We start from the raw sequence: 24,630 nt of genomic DNA on the forward strand, positions 1-24,630 counted from the left end.
TGCCAGAGCCTAATCTAGCAAATAGCCTCTAGGGCACACCAGCCCTGCCGACGAACCAGGCGAAAAGTGAGAAATCGCTTTTCCTTGAACAGTTTCGCCAACCCTGTAAGTGCCTACTTGGGATCTATTTATCGAGAGTGACCTTGAAAGAGTTCGATGCCACATTATAACATTTAAAGCTACAAGGAGCATCGCCAAATGACTGTTACTCTTTCAGACATCATCCTATCGAACGATCAAGTAGACGAGAACGCAGCGAATGACACCCAAATTGGGTTCTTCAGGCCCATCTATATTAATGATGGGGATGTTCTGCCAACAGTGACGCCTAACTTCTCACTTGTTGACGATGCCGGTGGGCGATTCCGGATAAGCAACTCCGGCACGCTGTCTGTCGCCAATGGTGCGCTTATCGATTATGAAACGACCGCGTCTCATACAATCAAAATCAGGATTGACGATATCATCACTGGCACTTCGGTTATCAAAGAGTTCATCATCAGCGTAACCGACCTTCCTGAGCCCCAAATCGGTACTGCCGGGAGCGAACGGCTTGTCGGCACGGCCGGCGCCGACATGATCAAGGGCTTCTCCGGCAACGACAAGCTCTACGGCATGGCCGGCGATGACGTGCTCGCCGGTGGCTACGGCAAGGACTTCCTCTACGGCGGAGCCGGCAAGGACACCTTCGTGTTCGACAACCCTGTCAAGAAGGGCCATTTCGACCACATTGCCGACTTCACCTCGGCCGATGACACGATCCAGATCAGCCTGTCGGCCCTCAAGGCCTACAAGGTGAAGGTCGCCAAGGAAGAGGTCTACGAGTCGCTCGAAGGCACCCGGGCCGGCAAGCAGAAGGGCTTCTTCAGCCTCGACAAGGTGTTCGACAAGGGCAAGCTGGGGAGCAAGTTCTTCGCCAAAGGCCATGCCAAGGACACCTATGACTTTGTCACCTACGACAGGAAGAACGGCAATGTTTACCTGGATCTCGACGGGTCTGGCGGCAGCAAGGGCTTCGTTATCGCCAAGCTGAAGCCCGGCACCTACGTCCAGGCCGACGACTTCGTCTTCATCTAAAAAGATCCTCTCTCCTCCCCCTTGACCCCGGCGACTTTCGCCGGGGTTTTTTCTTGCTGTGGAACGCTTTGAGCGATTCCAATATCAACTGCACCGAGCGCAGGGCTTCCTAAGGAAGCGCCCCTCTTCAGCCGGATTCCATAGACCATCCAGTCTAATTGATCCCTCTCGGCTATCTTGTATCACTGAAGCCATAGCCCCATCGGATTACCTCTTTGGTAGAGACAACGATGGGCCTGAGAACCCGTAGAGGAAAATATGGCTGCAATCCTTCTCTCGAACCTGACCGTCCTTGAGACCGCTCCAGCTGGTACGGTCATCGGCACGCTGAGCGTCTCCGAAATCAGCGGAAACGAGACCTTCACCTTCTCGCTCGCCGATAGTTTGAGCGACCGCTTCGAGATCAAGCTCAACACGACGTCGGGCTTCTACGAACTGGTCGTTAAGACGGGCGGCAGCAGCCTGTTCGATTTCGAAACGCCTGAGTTGAGCGAATTCGCGATTTCCGTGACTGCTACGGGCGACAAGGGCACCGTCATCAGCGATACTCCCTTCACGATCGCAGTGACCGACAACACGGCCCCAACCGACATCACCCTGTCGAATGCTTCCATCACCGAGCATGCAGCTAATGGCACGGAAGTCGGCGCTCTCTCTGTGATCGATCCTGATCTGGACGAGACCTTCACCTTCACCCTGAAGGCCGACGAATCCGGGGCCTTTGCCATCGTTGACGGCAAGCTCGTTGTGGCTGACGGGTCGAAGCTTGACTATCTGACCGACAGCCTGCACCAGATCACCATTGAGGTGACGGACGCGGACAATAACGTGTTCGAAAAGACCCTCGATATCTCCGTGACCGATGCCTTCGATTTCTTAAACGGCACGGCAAAGAACGACAGGCTTGTCGGCACGGCCGGCGCCGACATGATCAAGGGCTTCTCCGGCAACGACAAGCTCTACGGCATGGCCGGCGATGACGTGCTCGCCGGTGGCTACGGCAAGGACTTCCTCTACGGCGGAGCCGGCAAGGACACCTTCGTGTTCGACAACCCTGTCAAGAAGGGCCATTTCGACCACATTGCCGACTTCACCTCGGCCGATGACACGATCCAGATCAGCCTGTCGGCCCTCAAGGCCTACAAGGTGAAGGTCGCCAAGGAAGAGGTCTACGAGTCGCTCGAAGGCACCCGGGCCGGCAAGCAGAAGGGCTTCTTCAGCCTCGACAAGGTGTTCGACAAGGGCAAGCTGGGGAGCAAGTTCTTCGCCAAAGGCCATGCCAAGGACACCTATGACTTTGTCACCTACGACAGGAAGAACGGCAATGTTTACCTGGATCTCGACGGGTCTGGCGGCAGCAAGGGCTTCGTTATCGCCAAGCTGAAGCCCGGCACCTACGTCCAGGCCGACGACTTCGTCTTCATCTAAAAAGATCCTCTCTCCTCCCCCTTGACCCCGGCGACTTTCGCCGGGGTTTTTTCTTGCTGTGGAACGCTTTGAGCGATTCCAATATCAACTGCACCGAGCGCAGGGGTGACGAAAGCGTCTCTTAAGGCTATACAGCCTGGCCTCGATCCGCGAATGCGGCCCTTGTCCCTGTTTCTGCGTAGGCTCGGCTCATGCCCTTTTCTGTCCTGGACCTCGTTGTTATCGGAATCGTCCTGATCTCGGCCCTCCTGGCAGCCGTGCGCGGCTTCACGCGCGAGGTTCTGGCCATCGTGGCCTGGGTCGTCGCCGCTGCTGCGGCCTGGTATCTGCACCCGGCCGCCCTGCCTATTGCGCAGCAATATATCAGCAGCGGCACGGTGGCGCTCGTCGCCGCCATCGGCGGCATTTTCGTCATCACCCTGATCATCGTCTCGATCATCACGGTCCAGATCTCTGACCTGATCCTCGATTCCCGTATCGGCGCCCTCGACCGGACGCTCGGCCTGTTCTTCGGTGCGGCCCGCGGCTTCCTGATCTGCGTGATCGGCTGGGCCTTCTTGAGCTGGCTGCTCCAGGGCAAGGAGCCCGAATGGGCGACCGCTTCCCGCACCCGCCCAGCCATGGAGGACACCCGCGACAGCATCATCGCCATGCTGCCGGAGAATGCCGAGGCGCTCATTCAGAAGCTCAAGAAGCCCACGCCGGAGGGTGAGCCCGCCGAGCCGGCCGAGCCCGATCCGCAGCGCGGCGGTATCACGCCGGCCCCGACCTCTCCCGCTCCGGCCCCGCAGCCCCCGCAGCGCCGCGGCTGATCCTCCCTCCTGTTCACACTTCGAAGAGCGACAGGAAAACCCATTGGCGTTTGGCCTTAGGGCGATTACATAGGACCCGCGCCGGTGGGGGCGCGGATCCCAAGGAAATCATGATGTCTTCCAGGTCTGAGACGTGGCAGGTCACCCCCAAGAAGGTGGACCTCGACCTCGACGGCGATACTCTGCGTGAAGAATGCGGTGTCTTCGGCATCTACGGTCATCCGGATGCAGCTGCCATCACCGCCCTGGGGCTCCACGCCCTGCAGCACCGCGGCCAGGAGGCCGCGGGCATCGTCTCCTTCAATGGCGACGTGTTCCATTCCGAGCGCAAACTGGGCCTCGTGGGCGACAGCTTTTCCGACCGCGCGACCATTGAGCGTCTCGAAGGCCTCTCCGCCATCGGCCACGTGCGCTACTCGACCACCGGCGAGACCGTGCTGCGCAACGTGCAGCCCCTGTTTGCCGAACTCGACGGCGGCGGCTTCGCGGTGGCCCATAACGGCAACCTGACCAACGGCCTCACCCTTCGCCGCAGCCTCATTCGTGACGGCGCGATCTGCCAGTCCACCACGGATACGGAAGTGATCGTCCACCTCGTGGCCCGCAGCCGCAAGGATAAGGTGGTGGATCGCTTCGTGGAAGCAATCCAGAAAATCGAAGGCGCCTACGCACTCGTGGCCCTCACCAACAAAAAGCTGATCGGCGCCCGCGACCCGCTGGGCATCCGGCCGCTGGTGCTGGGCGAGCTCGACGGCCGCTACATTCTCGCCTCCGAGACCTGCGCGCTGGATATCATCGGCGCCCGTTTCGTCCGTGATATCGGGAACGGCGAATGTGTGGTGATCTCGGACGAGGGCATCGAATCCTTCCGGTTCGCGCCGGAGCAGGCTCCCCGCCCCGATATCTTCGAGTACATCTACTTCGCCCGTCCCGATTCCGTCGTGAACGGTCGCAGCGTCTACGAGGTCCGCAAAGGTATGGGGCGCGAGCTCGCCCTGGAGTCGCCCGCCGATGCGGACGTGGTCATTCCCGTGCCGGATTCCGGCGTCCCGGCTGCGCTCGGCTTCGCGCAGACCTGCGGGCTTCCTTATGAGCTCGGCATCATCCGTAACCATTATGTCGGCCGTACCTTCATCCAGCCGACGCAGTCCGTGCGCGAGCTCGGCGTGCGCATGAAGCACTCCGCCAACCGTTCTGCGATTGCCGGCAAGCGCATCGTGCTCGTGGACGACAGCCTCGTGCGTGGCACCACCTCGGTGAAGATCGTGCGCATGATGCGCGAGGCCGGGGCGAAGGAGGTGCATTTCCGCATCTCCAGCCCGCCGATCACCCATCCCGACTTCTATGGCATCGACACGCCGGAGAAGGAGAAGCTGCTCGCCGCGACCCACGACTTGGAGCAGATGCGCCAGTACATCGGCGCGGATTCGCTGGCCTTTCTCTCCATCGAAGGCGTCTACCGCGCTATGGGCGAGGAGGGCCGCAACCCGGCTCAGCCGCAATTCACCGACCATTGCTTCACGGGCGACTACCCGACGCCGCTGACGGATCTCTCCGTCGCCACGCCGCGTCGCCTCGCCCTCCTGGCCGAAGCCGACTAAGGACGTCTCATGGACAAGCCCCTTCTCAACCGCGTCGCGGTCGTCACCGGCGCATCGCGCGGCATCGGCCGCGCGGCGGCTTTGGCCCTCGCGGAAGCTGGCGCTCACATCATCGCGCTCGCCCGTACGCAAGGTGCGCTCGAGAGCCTCGATGACGAGATCCGCGCCAGGGGTTCGTCCGCGACCCTCGTGCCGGTGAACCTGAAGGACCTCGACGCGATCGACCGTCTGGGTGCCGCGATCTACGAGCGCTGGGGCAAGCTCGATATTCTCCTCGGCAATGCAGGCCAGCTCGGCGAGCTTGCGCCGATCACCCATATCGATCAGCCCGTGTGGGACGAGGTGATGACCGTCAACGTGACGGCGAATTACCGCCTGCTTCGCTCTTTTGACCCGCTGCTGCGCGCCTCCGATGCCGGCCGCGCGATCTTCGTGACCTCGGGTGCGGCTCATAAGCACAAAGCCTATTGGGGCGTCTACTCGATCTCGAAGGCAGCTCTGGAAGCGCTTGTTCGCACCTATGCGGCGGAGACAGTGACGACGCCGGTCAAGGCCATGCTCCTCAACCCCGGTCCGCTGCGCACCTCCATGCGTCGCGCCGCCATGCCCGGCGAGGATCCGCTGACGCTGAAGACGCCTGAGGATCTCGCTCCACATATCGTCAAGCTCGCCCTGCCCTCATGGAGCGAGACGGGTAAGATCTACGACTTCACGCAGGACGGCAAAGTCGTCGAGCCGCAGCCGCCGGCTTGAGGAGAACTGCCACCGGCGAGGACACTTCATAAGGATTACGCGAGTTCCGCAGACGTTACGACGTGTATGCCAGGACGTGGTACGACTGCGGCTTGCACCAAAGCCTCGGCGATCTTCGTGGCCGGATTGATGCGCAGGCTACGCGGCAGAACCGGTTTCAGAATCCCAAGAGCAACCGAAGCCAGCCTTTCACCGAGGCGAAATTCGTCTCGTTTCCCGCCGATCAGCCCCGGACGCACGTAGGTCAGGGACTGGAAACCGAGACTGGCGAGGTCCCGCTCCAGTTCGCCCTTCACGCGATTGTAGAAAAAGCGCGAAGAGGCATCCGCCCCCATCGCCGAGTTAAGAACGAAAGTCGGCGTGCCGTGTTGCCTGGCCAGACGGGCGACGGCGAGTGGATAATCATGATCGACACGCCGGAAAGCCTCTTGGGATCCAGCCGTCTTTATGGTCGTCCCGAGAGTGCAGATCACCGCATCAACTCGCCACCATTCTGCACCTTCAGGCAAATGCTCGAAATCGACCTTCGGTGCAATCAGTTTCGGATGCTCCCGCAGACGGCGCCGCACAGGAGCAACAACACCGTAAATGCGCGCATCGGCGAGCGCCAGATCAAGAACGTTGCGACCCACAAGGCCCGTAGCCCCCACAAGAAGCAGCTTCATTTGACACCACTCTCGGCTTCCGATCGCATCCGCATCATCTCCCGGGGCAGAGAGAATCCTACATGGACATGCAAGGCCGGCCACCACTCGGAGGGGTGAGCACCTCCGAGCGGTGCCATGCGGGCCTATTTCCGCTCTTTATCGTACGGGTTCTGCCCCATGCGCAACGACACGCGGATCGGAACACCGGGCAGGTCGAAAGCCTCGCGGATGTTATTGACGAGATAGCGGGTGTAGCTCTTCGGCAGGGCATCGAGCTGGTTGCCGAAGATGGCGAAATGCGGCGGGCGCGATTTCACCTGGGTCATGTAGCGGATCTTGATGCGGCGGCCCGAGACGGCGGGCGGCGGGTTCGCGTCAATCGCTTCCTGAAGCCACTGATTGAGCTTCGCGGTCGAGATACGCCGGTTCCAGGTTTCATAGACTTGGAACACCGCCTTCATGAGCGGATCGATACCGCTGCCGGCAAGGCCTGAGAGCGGCACCACGGGCGCGCCCTTGACCTGCGGCAACAGGCGGGCCGCCTTTTCCTTGAGTTCCGTCAGCAGGCCCTGTTGGTCTGCGACGAGGTCCCACTTGTTGAGGCCGATCACGAGGGCGCGCCCCTCCTGCTCCACCAGATCGACGATGGAGAGATCCTGCTTCTCGAACGGGATCGTGGCATCGAGCAGCACCACCACCACTTCGGCGAAACGCACCGCGCGAAGCGCATCGGCGACGGAGAGCTTTTCGAGCTTGTCCTCGACGCGGGCGCGCTTGCGCAGGCCTGCCGTGTCGAAGAGTTTTACGAGACGTCCGCGCCATTCCCAATCGAGCGAGATGGAATCGCGGGTGATGCCGGCTTCAGGCCCCGTGAGCAGGCGATCTTCACCGACCATGCGGTTGATCAGCGTCGACTTGCCTGCATTCGGGCGGCCGACGATAGCGACCTGCAGCGGCTTATTGAGGTCCTCTTCTTCCTCCTCCTCATCCGGCTCGGGGAAGAGCGGCATCAGGGCCTCGAAGAGATCGGCCATGCCCTCGCCGTGCTCGGCGGAAAGCGGAATCGGCTCGCCGAGGCCAAGCGAGAAGGCGTCGTAGGCACCGGCCATCCCTGAGCCGCCCTCGGCCTTGTTGGCGATGAGGATCACGGGCTTGCCGGAGCGGCGGACCATCTCGGCAAAGGGGCGGTCGGCGGGCAGCACGCCCACGCGGGCATCGACCACGAAGAGGATGATATCCGCATCCTCGATGGCCGCCTCCGTCTGCGCGCGCATCCGGCCGAGCAGCGACTCTTCCGTCGCCTCCTCCAGACCTGCGGTGTCGATGATACGAAATTCCAGATCGCCGAGGCGCGCCTCGCCTTCGCGCCGGTCGCGGGTCACGCCCGGACGGTCGTCCACGAGGGCGAGCTTCTTGCCCACGAGACGGTTGAAGAGAGTCGACTTGCCGACATTCGGCCGCCCGACAATGGCGACGGTAGGCGTCATGTCCCTGGTGCTCCGCCTTACTGAGTGACTTGAACGGGACCACCCGCCACGAGAGCGGTGTAGATGGCAAGCCGCTGCCTCAGGGCGGGAGGCGTTTCACGGTCAGCCGCGATCTGGTCGAACCAGCGCCCGGCATAATCCATGTCGCCTGCCTTAAGGCCGGAAAGACCCAAGAGTTCCCGAGCCGAATGACGCCAGGCATTTGCGGGCGCGGCCATGGGCTCGAGGGTCTGGCGGATCCTGGCAGGCTCGGCAGTGTCGAGGCGCAGCCATGCGGCGCGCAGACGGGCCAGGTCTCGCCAGAGCGGCGCAATGCCGGAATCGTTCGCCAGCGCATCATAGGCCGCAGCACCCTGTTCTGCGTTTTGCTGGCCACGCTCGGCAGCGACACGGAAGCGGGCGAGCAGGCTGTAGCCGGTATCGCCTTCCTTCGCGAGAGCCTCGAGGGCCGCGTCGGCCTCCTGGGTCTTGTCCTCGTCGGAGAGCTTCAGGGCCGTCTCATAGCGTGCCGCGGCGGCCTGTGCTCGGGTCTCCTGCACGTGCTCCCAGTAACGCCAGCCGCCGACACCAAGCACGACGAGGGCGACGACGGCCATGATGAGTCCATTATACCGGGCCCAAATCTTCGCCAGCTGGTCGCGGCGGTATTCCTCATCGACTTCGCGAATGAACTCATCGTTCTGGTTCGTGGCCATCGTCCCTCATGCGGCCCTTGGGCCGCCTCCTTCAATAGAAGTGGGTCGCCTAGCATACACCCCCGCCCAAGGCGAGAGGTTTCACGCTCTTGTGGGCAGGACGGATACGCCAATCAGCAGCGGATGCAGCCAGAAAACGAAGGCCAGATAGACGGCCGTGCCGATCACCACGGCCAGAATGTCGTTGCGCCAGCCTGCGGGCTCAGCCGTCCCGCCGTGCTGGGCCGCCACATCCCGACGCTTGGCGCTGATGCGGGCCAAGACCGCCCAGGCCAGGAAGGAACCGAAGAGCAGGATGGAGCCGAGGTCCCCATTGGCGATCAGATGCGCGAAGGCCCAGATCTTCACGCCCGCCAGCATGGGATGCTTCAGGCGATACTTGATGTGCCCTGGGAGATAGGCCGCCACGATGCAGATGAAGGCGATGAGCACGAGAAGAAGCGAGAGATGCCTTGTCCAGACCGGCGGATCCCAGACCGGTATGTAGCCATTGGCCCGGTACTGTCCGTAGCCGATGGAGATCAGCCCGATTCCGGCGAGAGACAGAAGCGAATAAAGCCCCTTGTAAGGCCCTTCGCCGATGCGGCCGACAAGGGCCGAACGGCTCTTGCGCACCATGCTGAAGGAATGGGTGCCCAGAAACACGATGAGGCCCAGAATAAGCAGCGTCACGTTCAATCTCCTAAAGCACCGGATCCAAAAGCGGATTCCGCTTTTGGGATCGATCCGATGCCTATTCCCTAGAGTTGCGCATCGTTCGATGCGGAAAACCGGATCCACTTTTCGCTGACGCGGCCCTTCGGGCCCGCACGATGCGCCTAGGAATAGGAAACTATAGCTGACCCTCTTCTCCCTGGCCACACGGAGGCCGCTCAAAAGGATGGGGACAGTCACCTCGCAACCCGACCTTCCGTGCGGCAAGTTTTAGACTGTTGGCAAAGGCCTGAACTGCCTAAACTTTTAACACTAGGGCATCTTGCAGCACGAATATTTCCCGGGTAGTGACCGGGCAAACGTCGCTATAGACTGAGGCGGGATGGTGGACGGGTTTCGAACCCGATAGCTACGCCGCCAGATCCAACCAACAACGGTTACCAAGGGGGAGACAGACAGGTGACGGCGCTCATCAAGCTATCTCGTGTCATCGACTCGATCAACGAACGCATCGGCAAAGTCGCGGCCTGGGCCATCGTGGTGGCCATCGTCGTCTCCGCCGTCAATGCCATCATCCGCCGTATCTTCGGCGTCTCGTCCAATGCCTGGCTCGAGCTGCAATGGTACCTCTTCGGCGCCGTGTTCATGCTCTGCGCCGCCTGGACGCTGAAGGCCAACGAGCACATCCGCATTGACATTGTCTCCAGCAAGCTCACGAAGCGCGGGCGCGACCGGATCGATCTGACGGGTCACCTGCTCTTCCTCTTCCCCTTCGTGGCGCTGATGCTGTGGCTCTCCTTCCCCTATTTCACGAAGTCCTACGCCTCGGGCGAGGTCTCCTCCAATGCCGGCGGCCTGCTCATCTGGCCGGCGAAGGGCATGATCCTTCTGGGCTTCATCTCCCTGGCCTTCCAGTGGCTGAGTGAGCTCATCAAGCGCGTGGCTATCATGCAGGGCCAGTTGGCTGACGAGCATGATCACATCGTCGGCGGGCACGGCGCGGCCGAGGCCGAGGCCGAGCGTCTGATCGCAGAGCTGGCCGATACAAGCACCACCAAGGGCGGCGAGCCCCCTGGCGACGGCATCCGCTAAGCCTCTCGCCCTGATCTGATTTTCGGAGTTCTTCGTCCATGGCTGCATTGATTGCCCAGAACCTCGCGCCGATCATGTTTGCGGCGCTGGTGGTGTTCCTTCTCCTCGGCTACCCGGTCGCCTTCTCGCTGGCGGCGAACGGTCTGCTGTTCTTCTTCATCGCGGTGGAGCTTGCCCCTCTCGCGCCGGAGAGCATCAATCTCTCCTGGCCTCTGCTCCAGGCGCTGCCGGACCGCATCTACGGTACCATGTCGAACGAGGTGCTGCTCGCGATCCCGTTCTTCACCTTCATGGGCTACATCCTTGAACGGTCGGGGATGGCGGAAGACCTGCTCGACACCATCGGTCAACTCTTCGGCCCCCTGCGCGGCGGTCTCGCCTATGCGGTGATCTTCGTGGGCGCGCTGCTCGCCGCCACCACCGGCGTCGTGGCCGCCTCAGTGATCTCGATGGGCCTGATCTCCCTGCCGATCATGCTGCGCTACGGCTATGACCGCCGTCTCGCCTCGGGCGTGATCGCGGCCTCCGGCACGCTGGCCCAGATCATCCCGCCCTCTCTCGTTCTCATCGTCATGGCCGACCAGCTCGGCCGCTCGGTGGGCGATATGTACGAGGGCGCGTTCCTTCCCGGTCTGATCCTCGCCGGCCTGTATGCCGGCTATGTGCTGCTGGCTTCGCTCATCGACCCCAAGGCAGCCCCCGGTCTGCCGCTTGAGGCCATCGGCTATCGTGAGCCCAACGGCTCGCGCGGCGTCTGGCAGCTCGGCGTCCTGGTGCTCTTCTCGGGCCTCGTCGGCTATTACGTGCTGTCGCAGACGAACACAAAGGCCGGCGCGGACTTCGTGATCCTCACGATCTGCGTGGCGACCGTCGTGGCGCTCATCTGCGCCGTGATGAACAGACTCCTGGGCGCCAAGCGCATCGCGATCTCAGCCGTTCTCGTGGCCTTCCTGGTGGGTGCCTACGTGGTTCTGCACCAGCAGGGTTACGAAGGCCTCGCCCTCACGATGGAAATGATCATCGCCGGTGCGGTCTATGCGCTGGTGGTCGGCATCGTTGAGCGCTTCGCGGGCCTTCGCCTCATGTCGAACATGGCGCAACAGGTCACCTTCGTCATGGTGCCCCCGCTCCTCCTCATCTTCCTCGTGCTCGGCACCATCTTCATCGGCCTTGCCACGCCGACGGAAGGCGGCGCCATGGGCGCGCTCGGCTCGGTGATCCTCGCCGCGATCAAGCGCAAGCTCGACAACAACCCGAACCGCTTCAACTTCACCATCGTCCGCCAGGCGACGGAAGCGACGGCGAAGCTCTCCGCCTTCGTTCTCTTCATCCTGATCGGCGCCCGCGTGTTCTCGCTCACCTTCTACGGCGTGAATGGCCACCTGTGGGTGGAGCACCTGCTGGTCTCGCTCCCCGGCGGTCAGGTGGGCTTCCTGGTCGTTGTGAATATCCTGGTCTTCCTGCTGGCCTTCTTCCTCGACTTCTTCGAGCTGGCCTTCATCGTGGTGCCGCTTCTCGGCCCCGCGGCCGAGAAGCTGGGCATCGACCTGATCTGGTTCGGCGTGATGCTGGGCGTGAACATGCAGACCTCGTTCATGCACCCGCCCTTCGGCTTCGCCCTGTTCTTCCTGCGCTCGGTAGCCCCGAAGACGGCCTATACCGACCGGGTGACGGGCAAGAAGATGGAGCCGGTGACCACGGGCCAGATCTACTGGGGCGCCATTCCCTTCGTGGTGATCCAGCTGATCATGGTGGCCATCGTCGTGCTCTTCCCGAACATCGTGATGCACTACAAGGCCGCTGGCCCGGCCGTCGATCCGGCTGCGGTGCAGAAGAAGCTCGACGAGCTCCTTGTCCCCGGCCTGGGCGGCCCTGGCGACGGCGGCCTGCCCGACCTGAACTTCGGCGACCCGCCGAAGATCCAGTAAGGGTCAGGGCACCTCAAACGATAAAGGCGGGCTCGAAAGCCCGCCTTTTTGTTTACTCACTCTGCCATTGCTGAAGCGCAAACCTGTCATCCCCGCGAAGGCGGGGATCCATAAGCACGACGTTCGTCACCATGAGAGCTACGGCTGACACTGAGCCTCGTTCTGCACCGTTAGCGTTTATGGATCCCGGGCTCCGCATTCGCGGTCCCGGAATGACAGTGGAGCAAACCGCTCCTCTCCCGTCATCCCCGGGCTCGTCCCGGGGATCCCGCTGCGGTGAGGCGCGGCGCTCTACCTGAGCGGGATGGCCGCACCAAGTGCGGCCATGACGGTGGATGATACGGCTCGAACGCCGCTCCCCATTGACCGCTTGCCACTCTCGCGTGTTATCTCGGTGCCGGAGCCGGGCGCACCCGGTTCTGGGGTCTAGTAAGCCCCTCCGAGAGCGGCCGGTATCGGCCGTGAACGATGCCTTCCTTGCCTCACGGCCGGGGAGGCGATGGCGCATGTCCAGGGCGAAAGCCTAAAGGTCATCGCGGCCGTCTCTCGGCGGTCTTACTACTCCCCGACCACCAGGAGCCCTGGTGGTCGCTTTATCCTCAGGGGAGTGCCGCCATGATTTTCCGCCGCAAGCCGAAACCGCCGCTCCGGCATGCGGAAGAGCTGGTGCGGGAAGCCGTCGCAATCGTCTACGAATCCTGGCGCGACAAGGATTACAGGCCGAGCCCAGCCGACCTGAGGACGTTCCGCGAACTGGAAGAGATGCTCTTCCGCAGTTACGCCACCATGCGCCGGATCACGATCAGAATGGAACGGCGCTTTTACGGCGAGGCAGAGGTCAACGAACGGAAGTGGTTGCGGTAACACCGTCATGGCCGGGCTCGTCCCGGCCATCCACGTCTTAGGAACCATCGCGTTTCGAAGGCGTGGATGCCCGGCACAAGGCCAGGCGTGACGAGGAGAATTCACGGCTGGGAGCAGCCCTTACCCAATGGCCTCTTCATATAGCTCCGGCTTGAAGCCGACGATGAGACGGCCATCGAGGTCGAGCACGGGGTGCTTGATCATGGAGGGCTGGTCGAGCATGAGCGCGACAGCCTTGCTCTCACTGAGATCGGCCCTGTCCGTCTCCGGGAGCTTGCGAAAGGTCGTGCCTGCGCGGTTGAGAAGCGCCTCCCAACCGACATTGCGAGCCCAGCCCTCCAGCCGCGCGCGATCGATGCCTTGGGACTTGTAGTCGTGAAACGAGTAGGCGACGCCATTGGCATCGAGCCAAGCGCGCGCCTTCTTCATCGTGTCGCAATTCTTGATGCCGTAGAGAGTAACAGCTGGCTTCGACGCCATTTTCTTACTCCCACTCGATGGTGCCCGGCGGCTTCGACGTGATGTCGTAAGTCACGCGGTTGATGCCCTTCACCTCGTTGATGATGCGGGTGGCAACGCGGCCGAGGAACGTCATGTCGAAGGGATAGAAATCCGCCGTCATACCGTCGATCGAGGTGACGGCGCGAAGCGCACAGACGTGATCGTAGGTGCGGGCATCACCCATGACGCCGACGGTCTTGACCGGGAGCAGCACGGCGAAGGCCTGCCAGATTTCATCGTAGAGGCCGGCATTGCGGATCTCTTCGAGATAGATCGCATCAGCCTTGCGCAGGATCTCGAGCTTCTCGCGGGTGATCTCGCCCGGCACGCGGATGGCGAGGCCTGGCCCCGGGAACGGATGGCGGCCGACGAAGGCGTCAGGCAGGCCGAGCTCGCGGCCGAGCACGCGCACCTCGTCCTTGAACAGCTCGCGCAAGGGTTCCACGAGCTTCATCTTCATGCGCTCGGGCAGGCCGCCCACATTGTGATGGCTCTTGATGGTGACCGAAGGTCCGCCCGTGAAGGAGACACTTTCGATCACGTCGGGATAGAGGGTGCCTTGAGCGAGGAAATCGGCGCCGCCGATCTTTTTCGCTTCCTCGTCGAACACGTCGATGAAGAGCTTGCCGATGGTCTTGCGCTTCACCTCCGGGTCGGACACGCCTTCCAGCGCCCCAATGAAGAGGTCCTGGGCCTGCACGTGGACGAGCGGGATGTTGTAGTGGTCGCGGAAGAGCGTCACCACCTGCTCGGCCTCTGCTGCGCGCAGCAGGCCGTGATCGACGAAGACGCAGGTGAGCTGGTCGCCGATGGCCTCGTGGATGAGAACCGCCGCGACGGCGGAGTCGACGCCGCCGGACAGGCCGCAGATCACGCGGCCCGTGCCCACTTGGGCGCGGATGCGCTCGATGGCCTCCTCGCGGAAGGCCTTCATGGTCCAATCGCCTTTGCAGCCCGCGATATCACGCACGAAATTGCGGATGAGCTGCGCACCCTGAGGTGTGTGCACCACCTCCGGGTGGAACTGGACGCCGTAGAACTGGTGCTCCTCGTCGGCGACGACAGCGAAAGGAGCGTTCTCGGAAGCGGCCAGCACCTCGAAGCCCTCAGGCAGCTTGGTGACGCGATCGCCATGGCTCATCCAGACGGGGTATCTCTTCCCCACCTGCCAGACGCCCTGGAAGAGTGGGCTTTCGGTGAGAACTTCGATCTCTGCCCGACCGAATTCGGAGTGATGCCCACCCTCGACCTCACCGCCGAGCTGCGCCGCCATGGTCTGCTGGCCGTAGCAGATGCCGAAGATCGGCAGGCCTGTCTCGAACAGCTCTTTCGGAGCACGAGGCGACGTATCGGTGGTCACCGATTCAGGGCCGCCGGAGAGGATCACCCCCTTCGGCTTCATGGTCCGGATGGCCTCAACCGCCTTCTGAAACGGGACTACCTCCGAATAGACACCGTCCTCACGAACCCGACGGGCTATCAGCTGTGTTACTTGAGAACCAAAGTCGATGATCAGAATCTTGTCGTGCGTCTGGGCCATTTTATATCGCTACAAGTAGGAGGCATGTCTCGGTACGGGATCGTGTCTGGTGCTTTACCCTCATCCCTGCCGAAGAGTCATGCCTTTTCGTGGGGCTGCCATGGGGCGTTATGCGTTTATAACTCTTTTCTCAACGCTTGGGCTCTTGATTCCAAGTGAGGGCCCCGCTGAGGGGTTGTCTTTGCAAAAGATCGAGGCGCTCAGCCAAGGCGCCCTCCCCGAGATCCGTGAATTCATTACCCGAAAGCTCGGATGCTCCCATTGGGAAAGCGGGGTTAGCAGGGAGCGGCTCAAAACCGTAGGAGTAAGGCGAGCGCTCAAACATTTAAGATGCAGCGCACTTGAAGAGGACGAGGCTTTCCTCCGCAAGGTCTATTCCGGGCACACAGCCTCCATCAAGGCCCTGGACGCGGCCGGTGGGTCGCTGGTTTCCGCCTCCAGCGCGACAGTTCCGCCTCTTTCTGCCGCCAGTAAGCCGGCCCAGCAGCCAGCCCCAGCGGACGCCGGGTTTTAGGTTTCCCGGCTATGGCTTGCGTTCAACGGCGCTTGATGCTCGCGACAAAGAAGCCGTCGGTGCCTGTCATCTTCGGCGTCAGCTGAAGCCCGTTCTTCGTCACACGCACGAAAGGTCGCAAGTTCGACAGCCCCGCTGCGGCCAGCAGCTCATTCGTCTTCACTACCGCGAAGCCAGGATCGCGCTGGAGGAGGCCGTCGAGAGCGGCGTCGTTCTCCTCCGGCAGGACCGAGCAGGTAATGTAGACGATGCGTCCGCCGGGCTTCACCAAGGCTGCGGCACGGTCGAGAACGGTTGCCTGTTCCTTGCGGCGCACTTCCAGGCTGCCGGGACGCAGGCGCCATTTGGCATCGGGATTCCGCCGCCAAGTGCCAACACCGGTGCAGGGCGCGTCCACCAGCACGCAGTCGATCCGACCATTGAGGTCGGATACCGCATCCGCTCCGCCTCGCGGCGTCCGAACCTGGACGTTGCGCACGCCCGCGCGGGTCAGGCGGTCATGGATGGGGGCCAAGCGGCGGGCATCGCCGTCGGTGGCATAAATCTGTCCGTGGTTCTCCATCATGGCAGCCAGCGCCAGCGTCTTGCCGCCGCCGCCTGCACAGAGGTCGACCACCTGCTCTCCGGGCTTCACGGCCGAGAGAAGTGCCGCCAGCTGCGAGCCCTCGTCCTGAATCTCGATCCAGCCCTTGATGAACTCGGGCTCGGACTGAACGGCAGGCCCGCGCCCGTCCTCGCTCGGCGCGATGCGGAGGCCTAAGGGCGAGAGAGGCGTCTCGACGGCGCCGAGATGCGGCAGAGCATCATGCGCCTCTTCGCGAGAGGCCACCTTCAGGGTGTTCACCCGCAGATCCAACGGCGCGCGGGTCGTGAGAGCCTGCATCTCAGCGACCAGATCATCGCCGAAGAGGCGCTGAAGCGAGGGCCCGATCCATTCCGGGAAATCTCCTGCCACATGGGCAGGAGCCCCGTCGAGGCCGGCAGCTTCCAGCTTCTGACGCTCGGTATCCGACAGAGGCTCAGGTGCAAAGCGCTCGCCTGAGCAAAGGGCGGCGATGGCCTCCGGATTCATCCCGCGTTGGAGCCGCAGCATACCGAGAATCGCGGCGCGGGGCGTTGCCTCTCCCATGACCCAGGCAGCGGAGGCTTTGCGGCGCAGGGCATCATAGACGAGGCTCCCGATGGCAGCCCGGTCCTTCGAGCCGGCAAAACGGTGCGAGAGGCCCCAATCCTTGAGGGCGTCCGCAGCCGGGCGACGGCGGGCTTCGATGTCACCGAGGACCTCGATTGCGGCGGAGATGCGGGCTGCAGGTGTCATCGAAAAAGCACACTTAAGCTTGACTGTAGAAACGGCACATTATTTCCTATTTTCCGACTCGTTCAGAAGTGGATTCAAGAAGCGCGTGCAGTTCCGCACGGTTCCCCTCTCGGAGCTTCTGACTATGTCGATTCTCTCTCGCCTCGTGGCCTTCGGCCTCACCCTCGCCATTGCCGCTTGCGCCACGGCTCCGGCCGCCGACCTGACTCCGCCCCCGCGCAAGATGACTGATGCCAAGACGCAGCTCGAAAGCGGCAAGAAGTACTAATCGAAAAGAGCGGGATGGGCGAGTGCGCCCGTCCCGCCTTCAAATTCCGACCTCCGAAGAGAAGACCCGGATACCGAAGATGATCCACATGAAGGCGAGGATCAGCACACCGGCGGCAAAGGCCTGAAAGCGCCAGATCACCTTGTTGGATGTCGTGTGGATGGCCGCATGAACCAAGCGGCTGGTCACGAACATCCAGGACATCACGACAAAGAGCATATCGGCCTTGCGGGTGATGAGCGCGAGAACCACCAGCACATAGAACAACACCGGCACTTCGAACTGGTTGTGAAACGCGTTCTGGAACTGCAGAGCGCGTTTGGGCCAGTTGCGCTCTCCAAGAGCGATGTCGCACATCCTCACCTCGCCTGCTTTGAGGGCCCCGACGCGCAAACGCCCTAGCCAGAGAAGCAGCACGAATGTGAGCCCGACTTGCACGAAGACGGGCAGGAGGACGGCGGTGATGTTCATGGGCTGATAACCCGTGTGAACCTTAGCTACGCGTCGGGTAGTTAGGGCTCTCACGGGTGATCGTCACGTCATGAACGTGGCTCTCACGCAGACCTGCGCTGGAGATGCGGATGAACTGGGCCTTCTCGCGGAATTCCGGCAGGGTCGCCGCGCCCACATAGCCCATGGAGGCGCGAAGGCCGCCGGTGAGCTGGTGGAGCACGCCCGAAACCGGGCCCTTATAGGCCACCTGTCCCTCGACGCCCTCCGGCACGAGCTTGAGGGTGTCGCGCACCTCCGCCTGGAAGTAGCGGTCCGCCGAGCCGCGGGCCATGGCACCCACCGAGCCCATGCCGCGATAGGCCTTGTAGGAACGGCCCTGATAGAGGAACACCTCACCGGGGGTCTCGTCGGTGCCGGCGAGCAGCGAGCCCACCATGGCGCAGGAAGCGCCGGCAGCGAGCGCCTTCGCGAGATCGCCCGAGAACTTGATGCCGCCGTCCGCGATCACCGGAATGTCCGCCGCATGCGCGGCCTCGACCGCCTCCATGATGGCCGTGAGCTGGGGCACGCCGACGCCCGCCACGATGCGGGTGGTGCAGATGGAACCTGGGCCGATACCGACCTTCACCGCATCCGCGCCGGCATCGATGAGCGCCTGAGCGCCTTCGCGGGTTGCCACGTTACCGGCAACGACCTGGACGGCATTCGAGAGCTTCTTCACGCGGGTGACGCTCTCTAGAACCTTCACGGAATGGCCGTGAGCGGTATCGACCACGACCACGTCGCAGCCAGCATCGATGAGGCGCTCGGCGCGCTCGAAGCCACTCTCGCCCGTCGTAGTGGCGGCGGCGACGAGGAGACGGCCCTGGGCGTCCTTGGCTGCATTCGGATAGGCCACCTGCTTCTCGATGTCCTTCACGGTGATGAGGCCGATGCAGCGGTAATGGTCGTCGACCACCAGCAGCTTCTCGATGCGGAATTGGTGGAGCAGGCGACGGGCTTCGTCCTGGCTCACGCCTTCGCGGACGGTGATGAGCCGGTCCTTCGTCATCAGCTCGGAGACGAGCTGGTTCGGATTGTTGGCAAAGCGCACGTCACGGTTGGTCAGGATGCCGACCAGCTTGCCCTTGGTGTTGCTGGGTCCGCGCTCGACCACCGGAATGCCGGAGATGCCGTGGTGCTTCATCATGGCCAGCGCATCGGCGAGCGTCTCGTCCGGATAGATGGTGATGGGGTTCATCACCATGCCCGATTCATAGCGCTTCACGAGGCGCACCTGCTCGGCCTGGGCCTCGGGCTCCAGGTTGCGGTGGATCACGCCGAGACCGCCGTTCTGGGCCATGGCGATCGCCATACGCGCTTCCGTCACCGTGTCCATGGCGGAGGCGATGATCGGCATGTTGAGATGGATGGTGCGGGTCAGCCGGGTGGCGACATTCACGTCGCCGGGCATAACCTCGGAACGGCCGGGCCGCAGCAACACGTCGTCGAAGGTCAGTCCTTCGATGATCCGATCCGTAACGATTGAGGCCATGGCCAACTCCTTCAGGTGTGCGCGGCGGATGAAGCGATAACGCTTTGTCGAGTTGGCACGGGTCCGTAGCACGGGCTTTCGCTTTCGCAAAGGGGCGAGAGCCGCATTCGCAGAAGATGTGCCGTGCATGAAACGCCTTTGCAATGCTGCCCGAGGGCGCTAAGTCCCACCGGTCATGCGCCAGGTCCGCCTCCTCCCCCTGATCATTGCCACTGCCCTTTTCATGGAAAACATGGATTCGACGGTCATTTCGACCTCGCTTCCGATGATCGCGCAGGACTTGAGGACCGACCCCATCGCGCTGAAGCTTGCCCTTACGTCCTATCTCATCAGCCTCGCCATCTTCATTCCCATCTCCGGCTGGGTGGCGGATAAGTACGGCTCGCGCACCATTTTCACTGCCGCCATCGGGGTGTTCATGGCGGGCTCCCTCGCCTGCGCCGGAGCCAATTCCCTAGAAGGATTCGTGATCGCACGCTTCGTGCAGGGCATGGGCGGGGCCATGATGGTGCCGGTGGGGCGCCTGGTGCTCTTGCGCAGCGTGCCCCGTAATGAAGTGGTCCAGGCGCTTGCGACCCTGACGATCCCGGCCCTCATCGGTCCGGTGGTCGGCCCTCCGCTCGGCGGCTTCATCACCACCTATTTTCACTGGCGCTGGATCTTTTTCATCAATATCCCGATCGGCGTTCTCGGCATCGTGCTCGCCACGATCTTCATCCCGAACATCCGCGAAGACGACACCCCGCCTCTCGACATTGCGGGCTTCCTGCTTTCAGGCATCGGCTTGGCGCTTCTGATGCTGGGCCTCTCTTCCAGCGGCCGTCATCTCATCCCGGAACAGGTCTCGCTCGGCTGCGTCATCATCGGCACCCTCTGCGTGGCGGCTTATGTCTGGCACGCCCTGCGGACGCCTCACCCGGTGCTACAGCTCAACCTTCTCAAGGTGCCGACCTTCCGCATCAGCGTTCTCGGCGGCTCTCTCTTCCGGATCGGCATCGGTGCGATCCCCTTCCTCCTGCCGCTGATGCTCCAAGTCGGCTTCGGTCTCAGCCCCGTCGCATCGGGGTCGCTCACCTTCATCGCGGCTGTCGGCGCACTCTTCATGAAGACCATGGCCAAGCGTATCCTGGAGCGGTTCGGTTTCCGCAGGGTGCTCGTGATCAATGCCTTCATCGGAGCGGCCTTCGTGGGCTTCAATGGACTCTTCACGTCCTCGACGCCCCATTGGCTGATCATGCTTATTCTGCTGATCGGCGGCTGCTTCCGCTCTCTCCAGTTCACGAGCCTCGCCGCCATCGGCTATGCGGAGATCTCGAAGCGCGACATGAGCCATGCCACGAGCCTGTCGAGCGCGGCGCAGCAGGTGGCGCTGAGCATGGGCGTGGCCTTCGGCGCCTTTGTGGTGGAGGCGGCAGCCCATTGGGACGGCAGAACCGCCATCGGCGCGGAGGATTTCGGCCCCGCCTTCTGGGCCGTGGCCATCGTCTCCGCCCTCTCCGGTTTCGTCTTCGCAAAGCTCGAGCCGAGTGCAGGCGCCGAGATGTCGGGGCACCGGATGGTCGAGAAGAAGCCTCCCTCCACAGGCTTGGGCGACGGCACTACAAATCTCGGTGATGAGGTAGAAGGCCGATAGGACTGCGTTACCATTCTAGGCCTCGGACCCGGAGGCCATCATGGATCAACGCATCATCGACCTCTACGACGACTTCACCCATGGCGGCATGAGCCGCCGCTCCTTCCTCGACAAGCTCGCCGCGCTTGCCGGAAGCACCGCTGCCGCAAGCGCCCTTCTGCCGATCCTGCAGAACAACTATGCCATGGCGCAGACAGTGCAGGAGAGCGACCCGCGGATCACGACGGAAACCGTCGACATTCCTGGCGCTCAGGGCCTCAAGGGCTATCTCGTGAAGCCGAAGGACGCGGCCGGGAAGCTGCCCGCCGTCATCGTCATCCACGAGAACCGTGGCCTGAACCCGCACATCAAGGACGTGACTCGGCGCATGGCCACGGAAGGCTTCCTGGCGCTCGGCCTCGACTATCTCTCGCCCATGGGCGGCACGCCCGCTGACGAGGACAAGGGCCGCCAGATGATCGGCCAATTGAAGCAGCCCGACGTGATCGCCTACGGCAAGGCGGCCGTGGCCTATCTGAAGGGCCGCCCCGACAGCAACGGCAAGGTCGGCGCGGTGGGCTTCTGCTGGGGCGGCGGCGCGGTCAACAACCTTGCCGTCAACGAGCCGAACCTCAATGCTGGCGTCGCCTATTACGGGGGACAGCCGAAGGCGGAGGATGTGCCGAAGATCCAGGCCGCGCTCATGCTGCATTACGGTGGGCTCGACGAGCGCATCAATGCGGGCATTCCGGCCTATGAGGCGGCCCTGAAGCAGGCAGGCAAGACCTACGAGATCTACGTCTATGAAGGCGCGAACCACGCCTTCAACAATGACACCAATGCCGCTCGCCATGACAAGGAGGTCGCCGATCTGGCCTGGAGCCGGACTGTGGGTTTCTTGAAGAAGCAGTTGGCTTGATAGACACCCTCAACGTCATGGCGGGGCTTGACCCTGCCATCTCGATTGGAAGAGTGCTGCGCTTTCCATATCGGGATCACCGGCACGAGGCCGGTGATGACGTGAGGAATCCCACGTGCATCTCAATCCTCGAACGCCTCCACCTGCACGCGCTTGCCGACCATGAAGGCGTCCGCCACGAGGCGGAACGGGGCTTCGTCGACCTCGGAGCGGCCGATGGTGAGGAGCGCGTCGAAGCGGCGGTAGATACCCTGGTACTCGGCAGGCTCCTCCTTCACCACGAGGCGCCCGTCGATTTCGAGGCAGGAGCCGCCGTGCATGAGCTTGAGGGCAAAACCGGCTTCCGTCTCGACCTCGATGTCCCAGCTCTGCGGGCCAGTTTGACGCCAATCGAAGACGGCCTGGAGACTGCCGTCCGTGTGACCGGTTTGGAACTGGAGATCGGCGGCGATGGGCGCATCCCTATTAGCGGGAAATTGCAGGCTCGCCGTCTTGATGAAGACAGGCTCCGGCATGATGCGCGTGACGATGGAGAGCGCGTTGATGCCGGGATCGAACACCCCGAAGCCGCCTGCCTCCCAGATCCATTGCTGGCCCGGATGCCAATGGCGCACGTCTTCCTTCCAGGTCACCTGAAGGCGCTTGATCGACCAGCCGGCGAGCGCCTTCTTGGCCTCTTCGACGGCCTTGTTGTATTGCGAATGCCAGGTTGTGAAGAGCGTCTTACCCACCTTGTCCGCAAGCTGGCGAAGATCTTCGAGCTCACTCAAGGTGGCCGCAGGCGGCTTTTCCAGAAGCACGCTTTTCCCGGCCAGCAGCGCCTCGCGGGCAATGTGATGGCGCGCCTGTGGTGGCGTGCAGATCGCCACTGCTTCGAGATCCTTGAGCCCCAGGAGATCGCGGTAATCCTGGAAGCTGTGCCTTGCGTCTTCCGACGCGATGCCACGCTGGCTTGAGACCGCCAGAAGCTCGAAATTCGGATTGGCCCGGATCACCGGCAGGTGCTGATCCTGCGCGATCTTGCCGAGGCCGATAATGCCGATCTTGTGCGGGGTCATGGGCGTGGTCTTTCAATGGTGCAAAGGCCACGCCGTGCGCGTGGCGATTAAGATGTCCGGTCTGTCGCACCCCGAAAACCGGTCGCCAGCACATAGAGTTCCGCCGAATCGGCCCGGCTTGCCGCAGGCTTCACGTGGCGCACCACGGCGAAGTCGCGCTTGAGGTCGTTGAGAAGCTGGTTCTCCGTGCCGCCCTGGAACACCTTGGCAATGAAAACGCCGCCGGGTGCCAGGATCTCGCGCGCGAAGTAGATCGCCGCTTCCGCGAGGCCGATGATGCGCAGGTGATCGGTCTTCTTGTGGCCGGTGGTGTTGGCCGCCATGTCGGACATCACCACGTCTGCCGGCCCGCCGAGCATCTCGATAAGCTTTCCCGGGGCGCTCTCGTCCAAGAAGTCGAGCTGGATGAACTCCACGCCGGCCATGGGATCGATGGGGAGAAGATCGATGCCGACGACCTTGCCTTTCGGCCCTACCTTCTTGGCCGCGATCTGCGACCACCCGCCAGGAGCAGCGCCGAGGTCCACGATGCGCTGGCCGGGCTTGAGGATGTGGTACTTCTCATCGATCTCGAGCAGCTTGAAGGCCGCGCGCGAGCGGTAGCCCTCGCGCTTGGCGCGGGCCACGTAGGGATCGTTGAGCTGGCGCTCAAGCCACTTCTGGGAAGAGAGGGACCGCTTGTTAGCCGTTTTCACGCGCTGCTTGAGATTGCGGACACCCGAGCCGGACTTGGTGCTCACCGTTGGCTTCCCTCCCGCCACACGCTGTCCTCTCGCATCATGTTCATCAGAATTCCCTCGCGCAGACCCCGGTCCGCGATGCGCAGGCGATCCGAAGGGAAAGCCCGGCGGATTGCTTCGAGAATGGCGCAGCCGGCCAGGACCAGATCGGCCCGCTCCTTGCCGATGCACGGATTGTCCGCCCGCTGCTGGAAATTGGAATGCAGCAGGCGGTGCATCACTGTCGAGATCTCACCGTTGCGCATCCACATTCCATCGACCTTGCGACGGTCATAGCGTGCCAACCCCAAGTGAATGCCGCCCACCGTGGTCACGGTTCCCGAGGTGCCGAGCAGATGAAAATGATTGGCTCTGCCCGCCTCGGCCGCCACGAGCGCGAAATCCATGAGGAGCTCGGACACTTCTTCGACCATGCCCTCGAAGCTCTCGGGCGTCACATTCACCCCGCCATGACGCTCGGCCAGGGTCACGACGCCGACCGGAAGCGAATCCCAAGCGCGGATGCGCTTGCAGGGATCAGCGAAGGCGTGCGGAGCCTGGCCGTCGAGCCAAGCGATCTCCGTGGAGCCGCCGCCGATATCGAACACGATCACGGATTGCGCCTTGGGGTCGGCCAGAGCTGCGCAGCCCGTCACTGCCAGATAGGCCTCCGTCTTGCGGTCGACGATTTCGAGGTCGAGATCGAGATCGCTGCGCACACGCTCGATAAAGGATGCTCCGTTCCTGGCCAGCCGACAGGCTTCGGTTGCCACAAGACGGGCGCGGATCACATCCTTGGCGATCATCTTGTCGCGGCATACGCGAAGAGCATCGATGGTGCGTTCGATGGCATCGTCGCTCAGGGAATTACCGAGACCGAGACCTTCGCCGAGGCGAACGATCCGCGAAAAGGCGTCCGTGACGCGAAAACCGTAATGGGCGGGCTCCGCAATCAGCAGCCGGCAATTGTTGGTGCCGAGATCGAGCGCCGCGTAGCTGCGCATTGCGCGGCGCTTCACGTCCTTTCGCGGCAATGTATCAGTACTTCCAGAAAGCCACGACGAGCCGCTCTCGGCCCCAGGGGATGGGTCCGCGCGTCGATCTCTCACTTCGGTCGTCGCATCGGCTTTCACGGTCAAAACTTAAATCCTTGGGC

23 protein-coding genes are annotated in these 24,630 nt (G+C 62.7%); 11 read left to right on the forward strand and 12 right to left on the reverse strand.

All coding sequences use genetic code 11. The features are described 5' to 3' along the window. The first annotated feature begins 198 nt into the window (after positions 1-198). From DC522_RS17350 to DC522_RS17370, 5 genes are all read left to right on the forward strand, one after another. Entirely contained in the window at positions 199-1,077 is an 879-nt protein-coding gene (locus DC522_RS17350) for a calcium-binding protein (RefSeq protein WP_116529929.1), read from the forward strand. Positions 1,078-1,335: 258 nt separating this feature from the next. After that, complete coding sequence (locus DC522_RS17355) at positions 1,336-2,505, forward strand: hypothetical protein (RefSeq protein ID WP_116529930.1); 1,170 nt, start codon at positions 1,336-1,338, stop codon at positions 2,503-2,505. A gap of 191 nt (positions 2,506-2,696) precedes the next feature. Continuing rightward, the gene (locus DC522_RS17360; RefSeq protein ID WP_116529931.1) at positions 2,697-3,317 is read left to right on the forward strand and encodes a CvpA family protein; all 621 of its coding nucleotides are present in this window, start codon (positions 2,697-2,699) and stop codon (positions 3,315-3,317) included. 113 nt (positions 3,318-3,430) lie between these two features. Then, positions 3,431-4,918 carry an amidophosphoribosyltransferase gene (purF, locus tag DC522_RS17365; RefSeq protein ID WP_116529932.1) on the forward strand — a complete coding sequence of 496 codons (1,488 nt, stop codon included), beginning with the start codon at positions 3,431-3,433 and terminating at the stop codon, positions 4,916-4,918. Positions 4,919-4,927: 9 nt separating this feature from the next. Beyond that, entirely contained in the window at positions 4,928-5,671 is a 744-nt protein-coding gene (locus DC522_RS17370) for an SDR family NAD(P)-dependent oxidoreductase (protein WP_116529933.1), read from the forward strand. A 35-nt stretch (positions 5,672-5,706) separates the two neighbouring features. On the opposite strand, the gene DC522_RS17375 is transcribed toward DC522_RS17370, so the two are convergent. The 4 genes from DC522_RS17375 to DC522_RS17390 all read right to left on the reverse strand — a co-directional run bounded on the left by DC522_RS17375 (position 5,707) and on the right by DC522_RS17390 (position 9,172). Then, on the reverse strand, positions 5,707-6,336 hold the full coding sequence (locus DC522_RS17375; protein ID WP_116529934.1) for an NAD(P)H-binding protein: 630 nt from the start codon (positions 6,334-6,336) through the stop codon (positions 5,707-5,709). A 125-nt stretch (positions 6,337-6,461) separates the two neighbouring features. Continuing rightward, positions 6,462-7,805, reverse strand: a complete 1,344-nt coding sequence (der, locus tag DC522_RS17380) for a ribosome biogenesis GTPase Der (RefSeq protein ID WP_116529935.1) — start codon at positions 7,803-7,805, stop codon at positions 6,462-6,464. A 17-nt stretch (positions 7,806-7,822) separates the two neighbouring features. Beyond that, positions 7,823-8,500 (reverse strand): tetratricopeptide repeat protein, encoded by a 678-nt coding sequence (locus DC522_RS17385; protein ID WP_116529936.1) that lies wholly within the window; start codon positions 8,498-8,500, stop codon positions 7,823-7,825. A gap of 81 nt (positions 8,501-8,581) precedes the next feature. After that, positions 8,582-9,172, reverse strand: a complete 591-nt coding sequence (locus tag DC522_RS17390) for an NnrU family protein (RefSeq protein WP_116529937.1) — start codon at positions 9,170-9,172, stop codon at positions 8,582-8,584. Between the two features lie 441 nt (positions 9,173-9,613). On the opposite strand from DC522_RS17390, the gene DC522_RS17395 reads away from it, so the two are divergent. From DC522_RS17395 to DC522_RS17405, 3 genes are all read left to right on the forward strand, one after another. Beyond that, positions 9,614-10,246, forward strand: coding sequence for a TRAP transporter small permease subunit (locus DC522_RS17395; RefSeq protein ID WP_116529938.1), 633 nt, complete (start codon positions 9,614-9,616; stop codon positions 10,244-10,246). Positions 10,247-10,284: 38 nt separating this feature from the next. Further along, entirely contained in the window at positions 10,285-12,174 is a 1,890-nt protein-coding gene (locus tag DC522_RS17400; RefSeq protein ID WP_116529939.1) for a TRAP transporter large permease subunit, read from the forward strand. A gap of 615 nt (positions 12,175-12,789) precedes the next feature. Next, the gene (locus DC522_RS17405; RefSeq protein WP_116529940.1) at positions 12,790-13,038 is read left to right on the forward strand and encodes a hypothetical protein; all 249 of its coding nucleotides are present in this window, start codon (positions 12,790-12,792) and stop codon (positions 13,036-13,038) included. Positions 13,039-13,158: 120 nt separating this feature from the next. Here DC522_RS17405 and DC522_RS17410 read toward each other — a convergent pair whose 3' ends face one another. The 3 genes from DC522_RS17410 to DC522_RS17425 form a co-directional block, all read right to left on the reverse strand. Further along, on the reverse strand, positions 13,159-13,518 hold the full coding sequence (locus DC522_RS17410; protein WP_116529941.1) for an ArsC family reductase: 360 nt from the start codon (positions 13,516-13,518) through the stop codon (positions 13,159-13,161). 4 nt (positions 13,519-13,522) lie between these two features. Beyond that, entirely contained in the window at positions 13,523-15,079 is a 1,557-nt protein-coding gene (gene guaA, locus DC522_RS17415; protein ID WP_116529942.1) for a glutamine-hydrolyzing GMP synthase, read from the reverse strand. Positions 15,080-15,615: 536 nt separating this feature from the next. Then, positions 15,616-16,911 carry an RsmB/NOP family class I SAM-dependent RNA methyltransferase gene (locus tag DC522_RS17425; protein ID WP_116529944.1) on the reverse strand — a complete coding sequence of 432 codons (1,296 nt, stop codon included), beginning with the start codon at positions 16,909-16,911 and terminating at the stop codon, positions 15,616-15,618. A 124-nt stretch (positions 16,912-17,035) separates the two neighbouring features. Here DC522_RS17425 and DC522_RS34870 point away from each other — a divergent pair, with 124 nt between their 5' ends. Further along, positions 17,036-17,179: a hypothetical protein gene (locus DC522_RS34870; RefSeq protein ID WP_165820193.1), complete on the forward strand. Its 144-nt coding sequence runs from the start codon at positions 17,036-17,038 to the stop codon at positions 17,177-17,179. 39 nt (positions 17,180-17,218) lie between these two features. Here DC522_RS34870 and DC522_RS17435 read toward each other — a convergent pair whose 3' ends face one another. Then, positions 17,219-17,650, reverse strand: coding sequence for an MAPEG family protein (locus DC522_RS17435; RefSeq protein WP_116529946.1), 432 nt, complete (start codon positions 17,648-17,650; stop codon positions 17,219-17,221). 22 nt (positions 17,651-17,672) lie between these two features. Next, complete coding sequence (guaB, locus tag DC522_RS17440; RefSeq protein ID WP_116529973.1) at positions 17,673-19,166, reverse strand: IMP dehydrogenase; 1,494 nt, start codon at positions 19,164-19,166, stop codon at positions 17,673-17,675. 175 nt (positions 19,167-19,341) lie between these two features. Between guaB and DC522_RS17445 the strand changes: the two genes are divergently transcribed. Beyond that, a complete protein-coding gene (locus DC522_RS17445; RefSeq protein ID WP_116529947.1) occupies positions 19,342-20,799 on the forward strand; it encodes a DHA2 family efflux MFS transporter permease subunit in 1,458 nt (485 codons plus the stop codon). Between the two features lie 40 nt (positions 20,800-20,839). Continuing rightward, the gene (locus tag DC522_RS17450; protein WP_116529948.1) at positions 20,840-21,697 is read left to right on the forward strand and encodes a dienelactone hydrolase family protein; all 858 of its coding nucleotides are present in this window, start codon (positions 20,840-20,842) and stop codon (positions 21,695-21,697) included. Positions 21,698-21,819: 122 nt separating this feature from the next. On the opposite strand, the gene DC522_RS17455 is transcribed toward DC522_RS17450, so the two are convergent. The 3 genes from DC522_RS17455 to DC522_RS17465 are packed head-to-tail and all read right to left on the reverse strand — an operon-like array spanning position 21,820 to position 24,583. Next, the gene (locus DC522_RS17455) at positions 21,820-22,755 is read right to left on the reverse strand and encodes a Gfo/Idh/MocA family protein (protein WP_116529949.1); all 936 of its coding nucleotides are present in this window, start codon (positions 22,753-22,755) and stop codon (positions 21,820-21,822) included. Positions 22,756-22,802: 47 nt separating this feature from the next. Continuing rightward, a complete protein-coding gene (locus DC522_RS17460; RefSeq protein WP_116529950.1) occupies positions 22,803-23,495 on the reverse strand; it encodes an RlmE family RNA methyltransferase in 693 nt (230 codons plus the stop codon). Further along, the gene (locus tag DC522_RS17465) at positions 23,492-24,583 is read right to left on the reverse strand and encodes a Ppx/GppA phosphatase family protein (RefSeq protein WP_371679854.1); all 1,092 of its coding nucleotides are present in this window, start codon (positions 24,581-24,583) and stop codon (positions 23,492-23,494) included. Before DC522_RS17465 ends, DC522_RS17460 begins: the two co-directional genes overlap by 4 nt. Between the last annotated feature and the right edge of the window lie 47 nt (positions 24,584-24,630).

The organism is Microvirga sp. KLBC 81, assembly GCF_003075415.1.
GTDB lineage: Bacteria > Pseudomonadota > Alphaproteobacteria > Rhizobiales > Beijerinckiaceae > Microvirga.